The following is an 18,112-nucleotide window of genomic DNA, read 5'->3' on the forward strand; positions in this document are numbered from 1 at the left end:
ATTTTTAACACATATAAATTTAAAGCTCACTCAATCGATTGATGCACTATTTTTGATCTTCGATAGTTTTAAAATTTGCTATGAATTATGTAGTAATAGATACATTTAGGCAAAACTTATATTTATTGAGATAGTTCTTTATTATTAGAATTCCTGTCTGATTAATATGGCTAAATCTGATCGGAACATTTCTACAGCTAAGGAATGTTAAAGCTATGTCCCCTCAAGAAATTGATGTATTAGAAGCACGACGCGTATACAAATCTACTGGTGCAATTCCGGCTCAGATGTTGCGCTCAACTATCTATCGTGCTTGGGAGCGATCGCACCTGCAAGGAGCTAATCCTCTGGATCTGCAAGCTGAAAAACTATCAAGTTTAGATACAGAGCGTTTGATAGAAAAAAAGCAGACTTTGATTAAAGTGGCTACTCCTTATATTCGTATGCTCTCACAGGCAGCTGGCACAGATCGTCATGCAGTCATGTTAGGCGACAGCCAAGCGATCGTGCTGGATGTAGCGGGTGACAAACAAACTGTACAAGGGCCAGAACCTTTTCCTGGGCCTGGTTCTTTGCTATCTGAAGCTGTAGCTGGTGCGAATGGTATCGGGACACCATTAGCAGAAGCAGATTATGTAGAAATTGTTAGTGCAGAGCATTTCATTGATGGGTTTCATCCATTTACATGCCAAGGAATTCCTCTACGCGATGACAATCAAGAAATTATCGGAGTACTGAGTATCTCCCTACGACGTGCAGATGCTAGACAACGGCTGAAAGAGATTTTGCTGTGTGCGTCTCACGGAGTTGAAGCAGAATTATTAATCGCCAACTTAGAAAAAGATGTTCGTAGTGTATTACAGTCAAACCCCAACGAATATCAGCCACTCGAACAATTGCGTCAAGATATTATCCAAGCACATCAGGCGGCACGCTTAAAACTTGAAGTCGTTTCGCGGATGGTAGCGGTTAACCGTTTAGACTATGCAATTCAATTGCTACGTCAGGCTGAACAATCAATTCAAATATTTCGTCGCCGTGCCGAAATTTGGCGCAATTTAGCATCCTTTGAGATTGGTACACTCCAACCTGTGTCACTAACTGGTAATATATCCGATTTACTGGATCTTCTCTCGACGGAAGCAGCCATTCGTCAGGTAGAAGTAGTTACTGACTGGTACGAACCAATCACAGTAGTTGCTGATCCCAGAAGCCTTTTACGCCAGTTGCTGCGTTATTTTATTCAAGCTTTTGATAATGTAGGCAAAGGTGGAATAGTAAAAGTAGTAGTCAAGGAAATTCCCAAGTCTGAGTTGGCCCAAGTCAGTTTCATCGTAATTTCAGTCTTTAACATCGCTCAATCAGCATCAACCTCGCAGTTTTTTTATCTACCAATAAAAAGAACTAAAGATGAACAGTAAAAATTCGGGAAAGCGCAAAGTACTGATTGCAGACGATGACGATGATAGCCGAGCTATGCTCATGTTTCTCTTAGAAGAAGAAGGTTGGGAGGTAAAGGAAGCTAAGAATGGTCAAGAAGCTTTAGAAATAGTAATCAAAGAGCGACCAGATTTACTAATTTTAGATAATAGAATGCCGGAACTCACAGGAGTTGAAGTGTATCAGCAAATCCAGGCACAAGCTATAAATATAGCAGTCGTATTAGCCACGGCACATGGCTATCTAGACGAATTAGCCTCATCTTTGGGGATTGCTCATTTTATTTCTAAACCCTATGACATTCCAGAGTTGTTAAAAACTATAGAGTCTGCTTACAAAAATTCCTTCAGCAACTCTAACTGAGGTTGAGACGAAAAGAATTTATGACAGGTTGTCTAGGTAAACACTAAGACTACACAAATATAAATAGGCCGGTGTTAAAAATTGTCGTTATAACAAGGCAGGAGGCAGAGGGAAGGAGGCAGAAGGGAAGAGGTTTTCAAGCTACTTTACTTTCCGTTACATAGTTCCGTTTATTTGCACCTTTCTACTTACTGCCAATTGTTCGGTATGTTGGCGTTCTTCAAAGGTAATAGCAACTGCACTCCGAAAAACCTTAGAATAATCAGGTGTGTTAAAAGCTGTAACAAATATTTATGCCTCCTCGTTGGCCTCGCAAACCCGATCGCAATGATCCTGAATTCCGCAAATTAGATGACCGGATGAATTTTGCTGTGCATGTCGCTGTGGCTGCAACAATTAATTCTGGCCTCTGGTTCTTCCATATCTTGAAAACAACTGATTGGCAGTGGTTGCCGTTGTTGACGGCAAGTTGGGTAGTAGTATTATTGGTGCATCTAGTTTATATTGCTGCGATCGCCAACTATTCATCTACACCGCCTAAATCCACCTGAAGATGGACAGTTAATGCTAGGGCATTTGTAACCTGTGGCAGTAGAGTTAGCTCGATTAATTGAGCAATAATAATATATAGGCTAAGAGCTAACGCTCTTTCTTAATATAAGGTGATTTTTATGGCTAAGACTAATACCGCAGAATTACTAGAAGCTCTAGCATCTGAAATTGGCGAAAATGTCTACATTGACATTGCAAAGTGGCATCTTTACCTATCTGATGCTAAATTGCACACTGTTGTTGCCGAACAGTTATATCCCTTAATTACTTCTAATTCTGTCAACGAAGACCGCGTGATCAAAGTGTTAGAATCTATACCAGTAAAAATAGGTGGCGGTAGAAGGGAACTGGCACTAATTGATTTACTACCGCTACAATGTCAAGTAAATCTGGTCGATATTTTAGAGAAATATCAACGCGAAATATAATTTTCGGACTTCGATTGTCTAATAAATTACTCTTTTAGCACCCCTATTTGTAGGAGGTGAGAACTATGGCTGCCTATGAGTTTCACGATGAATATACTCTGGCAGAAACAGCAGATAAACTAGGAAAAAGAGCTTTACAGTTAAGTTTGATTCATAGTTTTGTTGTGCGTTATTTTGCCGACAGCAGGCAATACTACATTCCTAACGAAGAAGAATCAGAACCACTGACACCAGAACAAGCATATATGTGCTTTAAGAAATTACTTGAAAATTCTGGTAAGTGAGCATTTTTATATTCAATTTTGAAGTGGATAATTTACAGCTATTTTTGGAGGTTAATTATATGTTTTTGCAAGTCAAAAATACCAGCGATTTAGTGAAAATTATTGATATTCAGGAATTAATTGACCCGAATATTAATATTGTTCACGGACAAGACCAAGAAGGTCAGGAAGAACAAGATACTGATTCTTTTGAAAAAGAAGCTCTCGTTTTTCCTTCTGGAGAAAGCTTACCTCGCTGTTGGTTAGATGCCAATTATCGTAAGGCTAAAGCTTCTTGATGCACAATTACAGCAAATTTAATCTTTGATTGATGTAATGGGTGATTAGATTTATCTAATCATTCATTATTTAAATTCTAATTAAACGTGAGTTCAATGAACCTCTCCCCAACCCCTCTCCGACGCGGAGAGGGGCAGAAATATCCCTCATTTTCAATGAAAAATCAGGGTTTCAAAGCCTCTATGCCACTGTGTTTTGCGGGAAAGTTTTTTATAACTGTCGAAATCACGTTAATTAACTACCAGTTGATGACACAGTTTGTTCTGGTGATTTAACTGTTTCATTAGCTTGAGATTTGGGAAAAATTGCTTTAGTAATCCAGTCAGTCAGGATGTGAGACAGTACTCCCATCGGCCCAGCAAACAAACAAAGTACTAGGGAATGAATTGTCCAAATACCAGTTTTCTGTCCTTCCCAATATATCCATCTTCCAACAAATAAATCCATCACTAAAAAGTGAATCCAACCTGTTGCAGCAGCTTTTTCATCGGCGAAAAACCGAGCAATATCAGCTAGTTGAGGATTTGATAAAGCTTGGGCATTTTCTGGTGTAATGCTGGTAATGAATAAATACAAATATGCTCCAGCTAAGGGCAAAAATGGGATATATGACTCCATTATTCGCCGTGTTATTTTCCAGTTGGGGAGGAGAATTATTAATGCCCAAAAAGGCAAAACGAATAGATTAGCAATGTCAAACAGTTGAGAGATTGTCATGAAAAGAAGAGGTAGATTAGGTGATAGGTGATAGGTGATAGGTGACAGGTTACAGGTGACAGGTGATAGGTGACAGGTGATAGGTGACAGGTGACAGGTTACAGGTTACAGGTGACAGGTGACAGGTTACAGGTGACAGGTTACAGAATTAAAAGTATTTTGATGTCTATTGCTATAAGTAGCAAAAGTAGAATAACCTACAAAGCTACAAGTTGGGATTCTATTTCTGTTGAGTTCAAATCACGACCGATAAAAACTAAGCGAGTTTGTCTTGCTTCTGTTGCTTGCCAAGGGCGATCATAAAATTTATCAAAGCGGTTTCCTACACCTTGCATAACTAAGCGCATAGCTTTATTTGGAACGGCGACAAAGCCTTTAATCCGATAAATTTCTTGCTGGTTGACGAGATTTTGCAACTGTTGTTGGAGTTTTTCTGGGTCAAAGGCGCGGTCTAAAATTACGTGCGTTGAGGTAATTTCGTCGTCGTGGTCGTGGTCTTCTTCGCTGTCGTGATGGCTGGGACGGCTATCTAAATCATCTTCAACTGCGGCTTGCAATCCTAATAATACAGATGGGTCGAGTTGACCGCGATCGCTCTCTACCATTTTTACCACTCTGGGTAATTCTTGTCTAACTAATTCTTCAACTTGCTTTTTAGCTTCTGCATCTATTAAATCAGTTTTACTCAACACTACCAAGTCTGCACAAGCGAGTTGGTCTTCAAACAACTCCTGCAAGGGTGTCTCATGTTCTAGGCTATCATCTGCTTGGCGTTGGGTGGCGATCGCTTCTAAATCACTAGCAAATGTCCCGGCGGCGACGGCTGCACAATCTACGACGGTAATCACTGCGTCTACAGTTGCAGCATTCCGAATTTCTTGCCAACGAAAGGCTTTTACTAGCGGTTTAGGTAAAGCCAAACCCGAAGTTTCAATTACGATACAATCGATACTATCCCGGCGTTTGATTAACTCTTGCATTGTGGGATAAAACTCTTCCTGCACAGTGCAGCATAAACAGCCATTGGTTAATTCAAAGATATTACTCCCGCCATCTTCATCTTCGGGGCATATTTGACAAGATTTCAACAGTTCGCCATCAATCCCCAGTTCGCCAAATTCGTTGACTAAAACGGCGATGCGACGACCTTGGTTGTTTTGCAGCAGGTGGCGAATCAGGCTGGTTTTACCACTACCTAAGAAGCCTGTAATCACGGTGACTGGAATTTTTTTAGCCATGTTTCATGAATTTGTAAAGTCTTTAAACGCAAAGGTACGCAGAGTATTTGTGCAAATTTTCGCTGTGAACTTATGCAATCCTGTACTTAGTCTAGTTCTGCAACAGAAGGTATTTAAGTTATGAACATCGGAATCATTGGCAGTGGTAACATGGGACGTTCTTTAGGTATTCTCTGGGCGCAACAGGGACATCAGGTATATTTTGGTTCTCGTGATGCTGCCAAAGGCAAGGCTGTGGCTGAATTTGCCGGATCTGGAACCCAAGGAGGGACAAATGATCAAGCAGCGGCGTTTGCTGATGTGATTTTGTGGACAGCACGGGCTGTGATGCCACAGGAATTGCTATCTAACACGGAAGTTCTGAGCGGTAAAATCATCATTGATTGTAACAACCAAGAGATACCTGCGGAATTTGCTTATCCTGCGATCGCAGAATCTCTAGCTGAGAAGCTGGCAAAATCAGTACCCAATGCTCGTGTAGTTAAAGCATTTAATACAATGGCGCAGGAGCTATTTGAATTAGCACCAGAACCACTCAAGGATTATCACGTTTCGGTTTTTGTGGCTGGGGATGAAGCAGCAGCTAGAAATATAGTTATGCAACTGGCCCAAGAGATTGGATTTGTACCAGTAGATTGTGGTGTTTTACGTAATGCCCGTTTGGTAGAAGGCTTGGGTGATTTCATTCGTTTGATGATTATTGGTCAGCAACAGGGGTCTTACGCGACTATCTCTGTCAATGTTTTACCTGCTGCACAAGAAACGCGTCTGGGCGGACGACAAGCTTCTACTTTAAAGTGAACTCTAAAATGGACAAAATTTAGGGACAATCTTCCTTTGGTTACTTTAATCATTAAAAGCAATCACAGGAACATTGTCCCTATTAAAATTTAGTGCGCTCTTAATTTACTCAGCCGTAGCTAGTTCGGTGCTGCCACGGGCGCGACGGCGAGTTAAGCTGTTGTACAACATCATGCCGATGGCTTTGATTAAGTTGCCTTCTAATTCTTGGAACAGTTTCATGTTTGTTCCGAAGGCGGCGTTAGCTTCATCAACGATGCGATCGCCTGTAGCATCATCAATGGGCATCTCATCCAAAATTTGCCGATACTTAGCTTTAAATGCCTTCTCATCAGAAATTTCATCAAATTCATAGAAGGCTGTTCCTTGCCCTTCGTTCAGATTCATCGCTGTGACAGCAATGTTCTTGAGAATCTGTCCCCCGGACAAGTCACCTAAGTAACGGGTGTAGGAATGAGCAATCAATAATTCTGGTTCTGTTGCAGAGATTTCGCGGATGCGCTGCACATAAGCTTCACCTGCTGGCGATAATTGAATTTGCTCGCGCCAGTTAGCACCATAATAATAGCTTAGGTCTTGCTCTAGAGTATGCTTGCGGTGCAGTTGGGGAAAATTAATTTTGGAAACAATTGGATGCTGGCGGTGCTTTTCCATCTCCTCTTCCATTGCCGAGTAGACGAAGTAAAAGTTAGCCACTAGCTTCCGGTAGGAACTCTTCTCTACCACTCCTTTTAAAAAACACTTGACAAAACCTACATTTTCTGCCATCGTGTGGGCTTTTTTCGTACCGACACGTAATTTGCTGGCTAAATTGCTGCTCATACTAAAATTTCTCACCTTTAAAGGGATATACCGCAGTTCCGATTTACGAACGGCTAAGAAAGGTCATTAAAAAGTTACATTAGAACTATTTGATGAGAATTTATATTAAAAATTTTTAAGCAACGGCGGTTTGTACTTTTGTAAAGCGGTACTCAGTCCAGAGAAATAGTCATTTACCTCACAGCCGAGACAAAAACTTGAGGGCAAAATGGCGATCACTAGGATTTTTTGTATAAAAACTTTACAAAGGTCAGAAAAATTTTAGAGATATTCACTTAATTCAGTCTATTGGTAATAGATTCCTGAAAAGAAAAACGAGTATATAGTACAGATAAACAAATACTCACTTGAATTTGTTGAATAGAGAGTACATTAATATTTTCCAGTGTTACGGTGTGGGGTTTTTAAGATTATGGTTTCATCAATAACTCGAACTCAAGGCAACATTCGAGGTATTTCTCTCACTGAATCTAATAGTTGTGAAAAAGGCCTAGAAGAGAATTTAGCATTTAGCTTGATATCACTACCAACAACTCCTTTGTTCGGTACAGATGGAATTCGGGGGAAAGTCGGAGAATTACTGAATGCGCCCTTAGCTTTGCAGATAGGTTTTTGGACAGGTGTAGTTTTACGTAACCATGCAGGTGAAGCAAGACCAATAATTCTGGGGCAAGATTCTCGCAACTCCAGTGATATGTTAGCAATGGCGTTGAGTGCGGGGTTAACAGCTGCCGGAATCGAAGTTTGGTATTTAGGGTTATGTCCTACTCCCTGCGTTGCTTATCTTACCAGCATGAGTGAAGCGATCGGTGGCGTGATGATTTCTGCCAGTCACAACCCACCAGAAGACAACGGGATAAAAGTGTTTGGTGCTGATGGTGCAAAGTTACCACAAGCATTACAGGCGGAAATTGAAGCGGGATTGCGTGGTAAGTTAGCAGTTGCGGGTGGTATGAGTAATTGCGGTAGACATTATTCACGTCCGCAGTTAATCGAAGATTACAGCCAAGCATTGAAACGTCCCTTGCAGAATGGTGGAAATCTCCAAGGAATGAAAATTGTTTTAGATTTAGCTTGGGGTGCAGCAGTTGGGTTAGCACCACAAGTATTTATGGAAATGGGCGCAGAGATCATCTGCTTACATAACGCCGCCGATGGCGATCGCATTAACGTTGAGTGCGGTTCTACCCACATGGAAATGTTGCAAGCCGCAGTTAAAGAACATCATGCCGATTTGGGCTTTGCCTTTGATGGTGATGCCGATCGCGTATTAGCTGTAGATAATACCGGAAGACAAGTAAATGGCGACTATATCCTTTATTTGTGGGGTCGCCATCTGCAACAACAGCAACAACTACCAGATAACTTGATAGTTTCCACCGTCATGGCCAACTTAGGATTTGAGAGAGCATGGCAACAACAAGGTGGTAGATTAATTCGTACCGCCGTAGGTGACCAATATGTGCAAGCAGAAATGCAGCGGACTGGGGGAATGCTAGGCGGCGAACAATCTGGTCATATTCTCTGTAGACACTATGGCTTTACTGGCGATGGGTTATTGACAGCCTTGCATTTAGCCAACTTAGTCAAACAAGCGAGTGTTTCTCTAGGAGAACTAGTAGACCAAAGCTTTCAGACCTATCCCCAACTATTAAAGAACGTGCGAGTAGTAGATCGCGATCGCCGTTTGGGCTGGAAAGATTGTCAACCCATCCAAGAAGCGATCGCCCTAGCCGAATCCGCAATGGGTGATGCTGGTAGAATATTAGTCCGCGCCTCTGGTACAGAACCAGTCATCAGAGTCATGGTTGAAGCTGCTGATGCAGAACTAGCCCAACATTGGACAAATGAATTAGTTGCTAAAGTGCAGCAACATTTAGCGTAAGCAGTCCTGATATGAAGTCCGCTTAATAGCCCACAATAAAATTACCCCTCCCCAACCCTCTCCTTGCCAAGGAGAAGGTTAGGGAGAGGTAAAACAAGAATTATGGTTATTTTGCTGGACATGATCTGAGTTAAGAGCGATCGCGCCACTAAAAAATTTTTGCTAACTTCTAATCACTGTCGCATCAACCACAGAAGCGCCACTAGCACCATTGCCCTGTGCAGATGGAGATTTTAGCGTACCGTGCAATATTGGGTCTGGCTGTGGTGGTTCTGGTTTTGGACTTAGGGGTTGAGGATGTCCAACATATTGGAATTCTCCTTTGCCATCCATTGAAGCACCTTTTGCCCAACGACCTTCAGAACTTTCTGTACCTTCCGAGTGATTCCAGAACTGATAAGCAAACTCGCGTTTTTCCAATTCCAGAGGGAAGGAACTAGGTACTGGAGTGGTTTCGAGTCCAGATGATTCTAAATCTTCAATAGCTGCTAACCACAAATTTTGGTGCATGGTGTCACGAGCAATCATAAAACTCAAGGTATCTTTCACCCCTGGGTCATTTGACATCTCATACAACCGTACTGCTTGCAAGCGTCCTTGACTTTCAGCATGGAGATTAGAGCGAAAATCAGCTAAAAGGTTGCCACTAGCAACGATAAAACGACCATTCCAAGGATAGCCAACGCTATCAGCTGGCATTGCACCCAAACCAGAAACAATGGCGTGCTGAGGATTCATCGCCGCGTTCATAATGACATCGCGCGGGTTTGTCCCGCCCATTACCGCACCTACTACCGCATCTTTTACACCTTCTTCTTTGACTTTGACAGGCGCTTTATCTAGTAAATGGGCAATCATTGTAGCCAGCATTTCAATGTGACCTATTTCTTCAGTACCCACATCTAGCAGCATATCTCGGTACTTGGCAGGGCCGCGACAGTTCCAACCCTGAAACAGATACTGCATCATCACAGTCATTTCTCCAAAAGTCCCACCAATCAGTTCTTGAATTTTCATGGCGTAGACTGCATCAGGTTTTTCTGGTGGTTTGAAATACTGCAATTTCTTGGTGTGATAAAACATTGAGTCTCCTAAGTTATTGTTACTTTTATTTACTAGGAAACTAAGTAAATCTTATATCTACATCAGCCTGTAGTTTGATAAAAAATTAATGGAATTAAGAATAATTTAAACCCAAAGGTGAACACAAACAAAAACAAATAAACTAGTTATATTTTTAAACAAAATACTTATTTTATATACAAAATTAGGCTCGAAAATAACACGCTATCATAGTCTAAAAATATTTTCAATAATATAAAGTGCATTTGTAAAAACAGAATGCACTTTACAAAAAATGGTATTGAAGTTAGGTGAAATACTATTCGCTCAAAGGTTAATTTTCATCGCGCCCATGAACTTGTGCAGGAGGGCTAGTTGCCTCTACCGCAGTAAACGGTTCTAAGATTTTGTAGTTGTGGTGTGAGCCTTTTGGGACTACCCAAGAACTTCCCGGTTCTAGCAAAATCATTTGTCCTTCAATGTGCAGTTCTGCGCGACCATTAATTACATAACCCACAGTTTCGTAATCGCGTGCTGTGGGCTGTTTATCTTCACCTGGTTGCTCATTTTCCCAAAGACGCATAGAAATGGATTTACCAGAAGCAAGATATTTCTGACCAAGTTTACCTTTAGGAGAATGACTGGAATCTATTTTTTTAACGCTGGTATCAGTCATATTTAATTAACCATTTTATGGTTTGAGAACAACTTTGATACAGTTATCTTTTTTGTGTTTAAAAATTTCGTAGCCGTGAGGGGCTTGTTCTAGAGGTAGAGTATGGGTGATGACAAATGAAGGGTCGAGATCACCATTTTCAATGTGATTTAGTAAGGGTTTAAAATATCTATGAACATGGGTTTGTCCCATTTTTAAGGTCAAACCTTTGTTCATCGCCGCACCCATCGGTACTTTGTCAATAAAACCACCATAAACTCCTGGTATTGATACATGACCGCCTTTGCGACAGGACACAATAACTTGTCTTAGTGCCGTTGGGCGGTCTGTTTCCAGACGGACTGCTTGTTTGACTTGGTCATACAAAGCCATTGCATCTGTACCGTGTGCTTCCATACCGACAGCATCAATACAAGCATCAGGGCCACGGCCACCAGTCATTTCTTTGAGTGCTTCGCCGACATCTATCTCTTCATAGTTGAGAACTTCGGCTTTGCCTTGTTCTTTTGCCATATGTAGGCGTTCAGGAATGCGGTCAATAGCAATTACACGTTCAGCGCCTAGCAAATAAGCGCTTTTGATGGCAAATTGTCCGACTGGGCCGCAACCCCAAACAGCGACAATATCACCTGGTTTGATATGGCAGTTTTCTGCGGCCATGTAACCAGTTGGGAAAATATCAGTTAAAAATAGAACTTGCTCATCTGTGAGATGATTGGGAATTTTGAACAAGCCAACATCAGCAAAGGGTACTCGTACATACTCGGCTTGGCCACCAGCATAACCACCAAATAAGTGAGAGTAGCCAAATAAGCCAGATGGTGAGTGACCCATTTGCAGTTCTACCATCCAAGCATTGGGGTTTGAGTTATCACAAAGCGACCATAAATCCTGCTGGCAAAAAAAACAGTTACCACAGGCGATAGTGAAAGGGACAACGACGCGATCGCCTATATTCACATTCTTTACTTCATTGCCCAATTCTACAACTTCTCCCATGAATTCATGCCCAAGGATATCGCCCTTTTGCATAGTGGGAATGTAGCCGTTATAAAGATGCAAATCAGAACCACAAATAGCTGTGGAAGTAATTTTAATAATAGCATCACGCGGGTTGATAATTTTTGGATCAGGAACTGTTTCTACCCGCACATCGTTTGCTCCGTACCAGCAAACTGCTTTCATGATTATTTAGTCCTTAATATTAATTTAGGGAAATCTAGAATAATCTCGCGATGTATTCTAGATTTGGTTAATTAAGCGTTGAAAAACTTGGACTTAGTTTTCTACATTCTGTCTCTTAATTGCTTACTAGGAGGATTTTGATAATATCCTTCTCTAGATTCATTGGCTCGGTCGTATCTATTTTCAACTTTGTTTCTTAAAGAATCACGAAACTCTTTGGTAGCACGAGGAGTTTCTTCATCTAAGTTCAGCTTTTCACGTACATTATCGGCGGTGTCTCTGAGTTTGTTTTGGGCATTTCTAATCTGATTGTCGTTTCTAATATCAGTTTGCTGATCAGGTGTACCTTTGTAATATCTACCTTCTGGAGTTACAACATCAGCTTGTGCTACGTTCACAAAGCTAAAAGCCTGTCCCAGTAAGAACATAAATCCTACTAAGAAAACAACCATAATTTTGCGAAAATTGGCAATCATGTGCTTCATAAATATCCTTGTTTGGTTGATTTTGAGTGTACAAATCGAGATGTGTCTGAACGGCTATCAGCCAATTCATTATTTACCCTGTGGTTGGCCTTCTGTAGTGGCGATTTCTTCTGCTTCCATCAGCATTTTGAAGCGGCGTAAATCATCACCAATTTGCTGTTCTGGTGCTTCGCCAAAAAGTTTAGCGATCGCAGCACTCAATGCGCCACCGGGGGGGTTATACTCTAAAACGACCTTTACTTCTGTACCGCGATCGCCTGGGGCTTTTTTAAAACGGACAAAACCAGAGTTATCAATATCTGCACCTTCTACAGAAGCCCAAGAAATAAACTCGTTTTCTCTATCTTCTAGAATGTCTGCATCCCATTCCACACTGTTACCCAAGGGAGCATTCGCAATCCAATGGGAACGTTTTTCGTTGTAGACTTTGACAAATTTGAGATGCTTCATAAATGTGGGCAAATTCTCAAAGTTGTGCCAAAAACGGTAAAGTTCATCTGCTGGTTTATTAATCGTTACCGTCTTTTCAACTTTGATGGGTTGATTCATCCCAATTACTTCCTGTGCTTGCCCAATGGTGCTATGCTTCGTTAAGCCTTGGTAGATCAAACCACCGCCAGCCAGTGCAGTTAGCACCCCCCGCAAAGAACCTTGTCTTAAACCTGTCAGAACCATAGCCCCGCCACCCACAAGAGAAGCCCAGCGTTCCATCTCATTAGCTTCTCCCGGAGTTTTACTTAAGCGATCGCCTGTTGAAGTCACTTTTCTCTCTCCCCTAAAATCATCGCTGAGGCGCTCTTGTCTTTCTCTGCGTTCTCCCTTCGGGTTCACCAGTCGCCTGCGGAGGGAAACCCTCCCGCAGCGCTAGTTCACTGCGCCTCAGCGGTTCGTTACATCGATACAGCAGCACCTGTAGTCGGCTTGGGAGACTGAACCCCAGCTGCTACCCGCGTCCGAAAAAGTTCTACCAAGCGTTGCTCATATTTCAACAAATCGCGGTAAATTTCCTTAAAAATAGCCGTTGCGGCTGGATCTGTGAACATTGCACACAAATTACCAATGTCGCCTATACCTGTTTGCAAATCACCTAAAGCACAACGCAATTGATAGATGTCATCACTACCAGTCAGAGCAGTTTTTACCTTGGCATATTGATTAGCAATATTGGCTGCTAAAGACGGTTTTTCACCTAATCTGTTCAGGTAGGTTTCTAGTTTTTCAATATGGCGCTGTTTATTAGCGATCATCTCTTGAAAAATAGTTTTCGCTTGAGTATCCGATTCTTTTTCTAGATACTTTTCTAGAGCTTCTAGTGAATAACGCTCTCCACTCAAAGCAGTATTCAAACCTTTGGCGATATCGCCTTTAGTTGAGCCACCCCAAGCATCGGCAATTTTCCACCATTCGGCGCTGGTGTCAGTCTCTTCTGGAAGCGCAGCATCTTGACCGCCGTAACCCAGGCGACTGAGAATAGCTGTGGTGAAAATTGCCAAGTCTCCCGGTTCACGGGAAGTAATTAAATTGCCATCAACTACCAGTGGTTGATCTTGATAGTTTGCACCAGCGTTGAGCATATCTCGGCGGATAGCGGTAAAACCAGTGGCGCGTTTATCTCTGAGTAAATCGCCTTCAATCAGAAGTTGTGGCCCGTGACAAACCGCAGCGACTAACTTTCCTTGTTGCATGGCTTCTTGTACAAAGCGGACTGTGTTGGGGTTGCGGCGCATTTTATCAGGAGCCATACCTCCAGGGATTATAACTGCATCAAATTCTGAGGCGATCGCTTCTGTTGTCGTCCCATCAGGCTGAATCGAAAGTTTACCGCGTTTACCTTTATATTTCTCGTTCATCCGAGAACCGAGGACAACTACCTCCATTCCCGCTTGTTTTATGCCATTGCAAGGAACTGTAAACTCTACATCTTCTACATCATTTTCAATCAGAATTGCAACTTTTCTTTTCCCAGAATGATTATTATGATGTGCCATAAATTTTACCTATTTTTACAATTTAACTAATCGACTTACTCTTATTGAAATTCCTAAACTAGTACAGCGTGGCGGAAATAAACAACCCATTTCAAATCCATGAAACGATTATGCTGTATTTCTTTTGACTTTTGACTTGTGGTACTAGGCATGTACTCCGCTAGTTGGTGGTGCAGCAAATAATTCTTCATAATCGTGGGTGAAATGCCCTTGAAACTGAGAAAATTTTTCAGGATTAATGGCATTTTGTAACACAGCAAAGACAGCCCTAACATGAATTGCCGTAGTTGTTGGTTCTATCTTTTCTTTTTCACTTACACGTTCAATAAACTCTTGTAAGTTGAAAACTTGACTACTTGCTGGCTCTTGCCCTCTTAAATAACTACTTAGTTCTTGTGGGAGTTGTGCAGCTAAATCTTGAATTTCACTGTCTGCAATACGTTCTTTAATAGTTTCTAGAGTTGCACGGGCAGCAAGTTCCGCCTCTTCACGAGAATTAGATTGAGCTAGGCTTTGTACATGGGTAATAAACTCGTGGTATTCCACTTTCTACCTCCGCTAAATAAACATAAATACTTGTTTAGATATTAGGATTCTCAGTAATTTTCAAAAAAATATAAATTTTTAATTATTCACAAAAAAAGTTATGAGTTAAGAATTGCGTAACTTTATTGTGTGGGTTGATAACTCTTAACCCATAACTAACAGATTCAACTACAAGTGGCTTGACCTTGAATTTACACTTACAAGGTTATGCTGTAAAAACTACCTTAACTTCGTTCTAAGGAAATAGATTTTTTTATTTCTAAAGTTGTACATCTGGAGTGAGACAAATTTTGGCAACAAAAACGTTATTGTGAGAATGTAGAAAAGGGAGATATCATGACAAAAAAAAATAATCATCCCGAAATTAATCCTGAGAATTTGCCGCAGGAAATTACAGAATCTTACGGCACTGGAGTGAAAGACTTGCCAGGTTACAATATTGGTGGGCGATCGCTACAACAAGAAATACATGAATATACAGAAACTAGCCCTGAACTCACCGGTGGTGATGTCGATGCTTATTGGCAAGATGCAGATGCAGTCGGCGATGAAGCTGTTGGTGGTACTTCTCCCACTCCAGATCAAAACGTAACTGAAGAGTTAGAAGCAGCTGTCGGCTTAGAAATGAACGACAAAGCCTTTCTCCGTACCAACGAAATTTTAGAACAACGCGATGATCGCCGTTGGGAATTAGATCCAAAATCTTCTGAAGATTATCAACAACGAGATTAAAAACTTTGCGTTCCTTTGCATTAGAAAAACCTTGCTCAAAACGTCCAGCATTTCGATAAACTCAGAAATGCTGCGATGTTGTTCACCATGTCAGATTCCCAAACTGTTAGTGCTGCTGTTGCCAAACTCTACAACACATACCCTTTTCCGCCAGAACCCTTGCTAGATGAACCACCCCCTGGTTATAACTGGCGCTGGAATTGGTTAGCAGCTTATAACTTCTGCACAAATCAAAAACCCCAAAAACAAGACATCCGCGTTTTAGATGCTGGCTGCGGTACAGGTGTAGGTACAGAATACTTAGTTCACCTCAACCCCCAGGCTGCTGTTGTTGGTATTGACTTGAGTGTAGGTGCTTTGGCTGTGGCAAAAGAACGCTGTCAGCGTTCAGGCGCAAATCGCGTTGAATTTCATCACCTCAGCATCTACGACGTGGAACAGTTAGCAGGTGAATTTGATTTCATTAATTGTGTTGGGGTTTTGCATCACCTACCTGACCCCATTCGTGGTATACAAGCCTTAGCTAAGAAGTTAGCCCCAGGCGGTTTAATGCACATTTTTGTGTACGGAGAGTTGGGACGCTGGGAAATTCGACTCATGCAAAAAGCGATCGCCCTTCTCCAAGGTGACAAACGCGGCGACTATCGTGATGGTGTGCAAGTCGGACGACAAGTATTTTCTTCATTACCAGAAAACAATCGAATTGTCAAATACGAAAAACAACGCTGGGCAATGGAAAATAAGCGAGATGAATGCTTTGCTGATATGTACGTTCATCCCCAAGAAATTGACTACAACGTTGAGACACTGTTTGAATTAATTGATGCTTCAGGTTTAGAATTTATTGGCTTCTCAAATCCTGGTTTTTGGCAGTTAGATAGACTATTAGGCAAAGCACCAGAGTTAGTAGAACGCGCAAAAAATCTCAATGAGCGTCAACTTTATCGTTTAATAGAACTACTAGATCCAGAAGTTACCCATTACGAATTTTTCCTTGGTCGTCCTCCCATCATCAACGCTGATTGGTCAGATCATAACGCTCTCCTATCAGCGATTCCCGAACGAAATCCTTGTATTGATGGCTTTCCTAGCCAGTGTATTTTTAATTATGATTACCAAATTGTCAACTTATCAGAACTAGAGTTGGCGTTTCTGCAAGCTTGTGATGCCCAGGCGACAGTGGCAGAAATTTTGGCAAGTGTGCAGTTAGGATTGGATGGAGTGAAAACGTTGATTAAGCAGCAGTTGGTAATGTTGACATCTAATGAAAAGTGCTGAGTTCCGTTAGCGGTAGCGGGGCGTTCAGCCCGTGCTGAGTTGGTAAAGATTAGAGACGTTGTGAACAGTGAGCGATCGCATTAGCTATGAACGGGGCTGTACAATTAGTGGTAACTTCTCCCAGACAATGAGTAAAGGGAGTCGACTTCAGTCGCTAGGTGCTGCCAAATTTATAAGTTTTTGTTGAATGTTTCAACCTTAAAACATTCTAGCGATCGCTCTACTAGCTGGCACAAGTTGAGCCAAGATATACTTTACCCAAATCAATATTTAAGTATATACCTACACGGCTGCTGCTTATGTCATCATCCCCAGAGCGCCCGTTAACAATTCACCTGACGCTACCATCCTCCCATCCTCAGCTATTGGAAGGATTAGATTTGTGGTTGCGCTTAGGTTTGATATCTGATGTTCAAGTTAAGCAGCTGTGTCGAGAATTTCTCAGCTGTGCAGTGGTGTTACAGTCGCAAGTTGAACCGGAACCACAGGTAGCGGTTGCAACCACGAGACAGTCAGAAAAACCATTAATTGCTTATTCGCCACCACAGCCAAAACAGCCTACTCAACCCAACTTTGTTACGAGGATGTTGCAATCTTTAGGGGAAGAATTGAGTGTGCGTTGGCTGCTGTTTTTAGGTGTATTTTTAGTAGTGCTGTCCTCTGGAGTATTAGCTGCAAGCCAGTGGGAAAGATTTCCCGCAGCGGGACAGTATGGAGTTTTATTTGCTTATACTTTAACTTTTTGGGGCTTAAGCTTTTGGACTGGTAGACAAAGTAACTTGAGATTAACAACTCAGACATTATTAATTGTCACCTTATTTCTTGTGCCTGTGAATTTTTGGGCAATGGATAGTTTCGGGTTGTGGCTGAATCCTCTTAATTGGTTGACAGTTGCGATCGCTGCCCCTATCCTGACAATCATTACAGTTTTACTCTGCAACAATCGCACAGTTTTCCCCGACTCCCGCACCAGTAAGTTACCACTCATCAATATCCTGGCACTGAGTTATTTGCATTGGGGTTGGAAAATCAATGTTTTTCCCTTAATTGCTGTGTATGCGGCGATGATTGGCACAACTATAATTACCGTCTATCACATTCGTCGCCGACAACGGACTACCGCTGAAAATCAACTCAGTTTATTTGCTACTGTCATTGTTTATTCGTTGATATTACTGCTGTCACGGGCAATTTTTGTCGCTGGCATAAATGTTACGCAACTGGGTTTAGCAATAGGTATCTGCGGTTGGTTGATTACTTGGTTGGTACAACAGGGGGAAGCAGGGGAGACAAGGCGCAGGGAGCAAGGGGGAAATTTTACTGAAGGTTCTCCCCTCAGCCCTCAGCCCCC

At 41.8% G+C, this 18,112-nt stretch carries 20 protein-coding genes and 1 pseudogene; 11 read left to right on the forward strand and 10 right to left on the reverse strand.

The genetic code is table 11. The annotated features are described in order from the left end of the window. Window positions 1-215 precede the first annotated feature (215 nt). The 6 genes from IQ259_RS11035 to IQ259_RS11060 all read left to right on the forward strand — a co-directional run bounded on the left by IQ259_RS11035 (window position 216) and on the right by IQ259_RS11060 (window position 3,345). A complete protein-coding gene (locus tag IQ259_RS11035) occupies window positions 216-1,421 on the forward strand; it encodes a sigma-54-dependent Fis family transcriptional regulator (protein ID WP_193884604.1) in 1,206 nt (401 codons plus the stop codon). Further along, window positions 1,411-1,803 (forward strand): response regulator, encoded by a 393-nt coding sequence (locus IQ259_RS11040; RefSeq protein ID WP_193884606.1) that lies wholly within the window; start codon window positions 1,411-1,413, stop codon window positions 1,801-1,803. Before IQ259_RS11035 ends, IQ259_RS11040 begins: the two co-directional genes overlap by 11 nt. A gap of 293 nt (window positions 1,804-2,096) precedes the next feature. Next, window positions 2,097-2,354: a hypothetical protein gene (locus IQ259_RS11045; protein ID WP_193884608.1), complete on the forward strand. Its 258-nt coding sequence runs from the start codon at window positions 2,097-2,099 to the stop codon at window positions 2,352-2,354. Between the two features lie 120 nt (window positions 2,355-2,474). Next, window positions 2,475-2,783 (forward strand): DUF3181 family protein, encoded by a 309-nt coding sequence (locus IQ259_RS11050; protein ID WP_193884610.1) that lies wholly within the window; start codon window positions 2,475-2,477, stop codon window positions 2,781-2,783. Between the two features lie 65 nt (window positions 2,784-2,848). Beyond that, complete coding sequence (locus IQ259_RS11055; RefSeq protein WP_193884612.1) at window positions 2,849-3,067, forward strand: hypothetical protein; 219 nt, start codon at window positions 2,849-2,851, stop codon at window positions 3,065-3,067. A gap of 59 nt (window positions 3,068-3,126) precedes the next feature. Continuing rightward, the gene (locus IQ259_RS11060) at window positions 3,127-3,345 is read left to right on the forward strand and encodes an acetyltransferase (RefSeq protein WP_193884614.1); all 219 of its coding nucleotides are present in this window, start codon (window positions 3,127-3,129) and stop codon (window positions 3,343-3,345) included. A 235-nt stretch (window positions 3,346-3,580) separates the two neighbouring features. On the opposite strand, the gene IQ259_RS11065 is transcribed toward IQ259_RS11060, so the two are convergent. Then, on the reverse strand, window positions 3,581-4,063 hold the full coding sequence (locus IQ259_RS11065) for an ABA4-like family protein (RefSeq protein ID WP_193884615.1): 483 nt from the start codon (window positions 4,061-4,063) through the stop codon (window positions 3,581-3,583). Window positions 4,064-4,260: 197 nt separating this feature from the next. Next, on the reverse strand, window positions 4,261-5,301 hold the full coding sequence (gene cobW, locus IQ259_RS11070) for a cobalamin biosynthesis protein CobW (protein ID WP_193884617.1): 1,041 nt from the start codon (window positions 5,299-5,301) through the stop codon (window positions 4,261-4,263). Between the two features lie 120 nt (window positions 5,302-5,421). On the opposite strand from cobW, the gene IQ259_RS11075 reads away from it, so the two are divergent. Continuing rightward, the gene (locus IQ259_RS11075) at window positions 5,422-6,102 is read left to right on the forward strand and encodes an NADPH-dependent F420 reductase (protein WP_193884619.1); all 681 of its coding nucleotides are present in this window, start codon (window positions 5,422-5,424) and stop codon (window positions 6,100-6,102) included. Between the two features lie 105 nt (window positions 6,103-6,207). Here IQ259_RS11075 and IQ259_RS11080 read toward each other — a convergent pair whose 3' ends face one another. Continuing rightward, window positions 6,208-6,924, reverse strand: a complete 717-nt coding sequence (locus IQ259_RS11080) for a heme oxygenase (biliverdin-producing) (RefSeq protein ID WP_193884621.1) — start codon at window positions 6,922-6,924, stop codon at window positions 6,208-6,210. A gap of 412 nt (window positions 6,925-7,336) precedes the next feature. On the opposite strand from IQ259_RS11080, the gene glmM reads away from it, so the two are divergent. After that, window positions 7,337-8,809, forward strand: coding sequence for a phosphoglucosamine mutase (glmM, locus tag IQ259_RS11085; RefSeq protein ID WP_193884623.1), 1,473 nt, complete (start codon window positions 7,337-7,339; stop codon window positions 8,807-8,809). Window positions 8,810-8,971: 162 nt separating this feature from the next. On the opposite strand, the gene IQ259_RS11090 is transcribed toward glmM, so the two are convergent. From IQ259_RS11090 to IQ259_RS11120, 7 genes are all read right to left on the reverse strand, one after another. Next, on the reverse strand, window positions 8,972-9,892 hold the full coding sequence (locus tag IQ259_RS11090) for a manganese catalase family protein (protein ID WP_193884624.1): 921 nt from the start codon (window positions 9,890-9,892) through the stop codon (window positions 8,972-8,974). A gap of 313 nt (window positions 9,893-10,205) precedes the next feature. After that, a complete protein-coding gene (locus IQ259_RS11095; protein WP_193884626.1) occupies window positions 10,206-10,547 on the reverse strand; it encodes a cupin domain-containing protein in 342 nt (113 codons plus the stop codon). Window positions 10,548-10,562: 15 nt separating this feature from the next. Further along, window positions 10,563-11,732 (reverse strand): zinc-dependent alcohol dehydrogenase, encoded by a 1,170-nt coding sequence (locus IQ259_RS11100; RefSeq protein ID WP_193884628.1) that lies wholly within the window; start codon window positions 11,730-11,732, stop codon window positions 10,563-10,565. A gap of 101 nt (window positions 11,733-11,833) precedes the next feature. Then, a complete protein-coding gene (locus tag IQ259_RS11105) occupies window positions 11,834-12,217 on the reverse strand; it encodes a hypothetical protein (RefSeq protein ID WP_193884630.1) in 384 nt (127 codons plus the stop codon). Window positions 12,218-12,286: 69 nt separating this feature from the next. Further along, the gene (locus IQ259_RS11110) at window positions 12,287-12,928 is read right to left on the reverse strand and encodes an SRPBCC family protein (protein ID WP_193884646.1); all 642 of its coding nucleotides are present in this window, start codon (window positions 12,926-12,928) and stop codon (window positions 12,287-12,289) included. A 179-nt stretch (window positions 12,929-13,107) separates the two neighbouring features. Beyond that, complete coding sequence (locus IQ259_RS11115; RefSeq protein ID WP_193884632.1) at window positions 13,108-14,205, reverse strand: DJ-1/PfpI/YhbO family deglycase/protease; 1,098 nt, start codon at window positions 14,203-14,205, stop codon at window positions 13,108-13,110. A gap of 144 nt (window positions 14,206-14,349) precedes the next feature. After that, window positions 14,350-14,751, reverse strand: a complete 402-nt coding sequence (locus tag IQ259_RS11120; protein WP_193884634.1) for a DUF2267 domain-containing protein — start codon at window positions 14,749-14,751, stop codon at window positions 14,350-14,352. 336 nt (window positions 14,752-15,087) lie between these two features. Between IQ259_RS11120 and IQ259_RS11125 the strand changes: the two genes are divergently transcribed. The 3 genes and pseudogenes from IQ259_RS11125 to IQ259_RS11135 form a co-directional block, all read left to right on the forward strand. Next, entirely contained in the window at window positions 15,088-15,483 is a 396-nt protein-coding gene (locus IQ259_RS11125; protein WP_193884636.1) for a DUF6335 family protein, read from the forward strand. A gap of 87 nt (window positions 15,484-15,570) precedes the next feature. After that, a complete protein-coding gene (locus IQ259_RS11130; protein WP_193884638.1) occupies window positions 15,571-16,761 on the forward strand; it encodes a class I SAM-dependent methyltransferase in 1,191 nt (396 codons plus the stop codon). Window positions 16,762-17,060: 299 nt separating this feature from the next. Further along, a pseudogene (locus IQ259_RS11135) lies at window positions 17,061-18,112 on the forward strand (DUF2157 domain-containing protein); the annotation flags it as partial.

The sequence above is a fragment of the Fortiea sp. LEGE XX443 genome (assembly GCF_015206815.1).
Lineage (GTDB): Bacteria > Cyanobacteriota > Cyanobacteriia > Cyanobacteriales > Nostocaceae > Nostoc_B.

Bases quoted from the DNA above. Each gene is read 5' to 3' on its own strand.
- IQ259_RS11035 (WP_193884604.1), top strand. From the start codon at position 216: ATGTCCCCTCAAGAAATTGATGTATTAGAAGCACGACGCGTATACAAA.
- IQ259_RS11040 (WP_193884606.1), top strand. From the start codon at position 1,411: ATGAACAGTAAAAATTCGGGAAAGCGCAAAGTACTGATTGCAGACGAT.
- IQ259_RS11045 (WP_193884608.1), top strand. From the start codon at position 2,097: ATGCCTCCTCGTTGGCCTCGCAAACCCGATCGCAATGATCCTGAATTC.
- IQ259_RS11050 (WP_193884610.1), top strand. From the start codon at position 2,475: ATGGCTAAGACTAATACCGCAGAATTACTAGAAGCTCTAGCATCTGAA.
- IQ259_RS11055 (WP_193884612.1), top strand. From the start codon at position 2,849: ATGGCTGCCTATGAGTTTCACGATGAATATACTCTGGCAGAAACAGCA.
- IQ259_RS11060 (WP_193884614.1), top strand. From the start codon at position 3,127: ATGTTTTTGCAAGTCAAAAATACCAGCGATTTAGTGAAAATTATTGAT.
- IQ259_RS11065 (WP_193884615.1), bottom strand. From the start codon at position 4,063: ATGACAATCTCTCAACTGTTTGACATTGCTAATCTATTCGTTTTGCCT.
- cobW (WP_193884617.1), bottom strand. From the start codon at position 5,301: ATGGCTAAAAAAATTCCAGTCACCGTGATTACAGGCTTCTTAGGTAGT.
- IQ259_RS11075 (WP_193884619.1), top strand. From the start codon at position 5,422: ATGAACATCGGAATCATTGGCAGTGGTAACATGGGACGTTCTTTAGGT.
- IQ259_RS11080 (WP_193884621.1), bottom strand. From the start codon at position 6,924: ATGAGCAGCAATTTAGCCAGCAAATTACGTGTCGGTACGAAAAAAGCC.
- glmM (WP_193884623.1), top strand. From the start codon at position 7,337: ATGGTTTCATCAATAACTCGAACTCAAGGCAACATTCGAGGTATTTCT.
- IQ259_RS11090 (WP_193884624.1), bottom strand. From the start codon at position 9,892: ATGTTTTATCACACCAAGAAATTGCAGTATTTCAAACCACCAGAAAAA.
- IQ259_RS11095 (WP_193884626.1), bottom strand. From the start codon at position 10,547: ATGACTGATACCAGCGTTAAAAAAATAGATTCCAGTCATTCTCCTAAA.
- IQ259_RS11100 (WP_193884628.1), bottom strand. From the start codon at position 11,732: ATGAAAGCAGTTTGCTGGTACGGAGCAAACGATGTGCGGGTAGAAACA.
- IQ259_RS11105 (WP_193884630.1), bottom strand. From the start codon at position 12,217: ATGAAGCACATGATTGCCAATTTTCGCAAAATTATGGTTGTTTTCTTA.
- IQ259_RS11110 (WP_193884646.1), bottom strand. From the start codon at position 12,928: ATGGAACGCTGGGCTTCTCTTGTGGGTGGCGGGGCTATGGTTCTGACA.
- IQ259_RS11115 (WP_193884632.1), bottom strand. From the start codon at position 14,205: ATGGCACATCATAATAATCATTCTGGGAAAAGAAAAGTTGCAATTCTG.
- IQ259_RS11125 (WP_193884636.1), top strand. From the start codon at position 15,088: ATGACAAAAAAAAATAATCATCCCGAAATTAATCCTGAGAATTTGCCG.
- IQ259_RS11130 (WP_193884638.1), top strand. From the start codon at position 15,571: ATGTCAGATTCCCAAACTGTTAGTGCTGCTGTTGCCAAACTCTACAAC.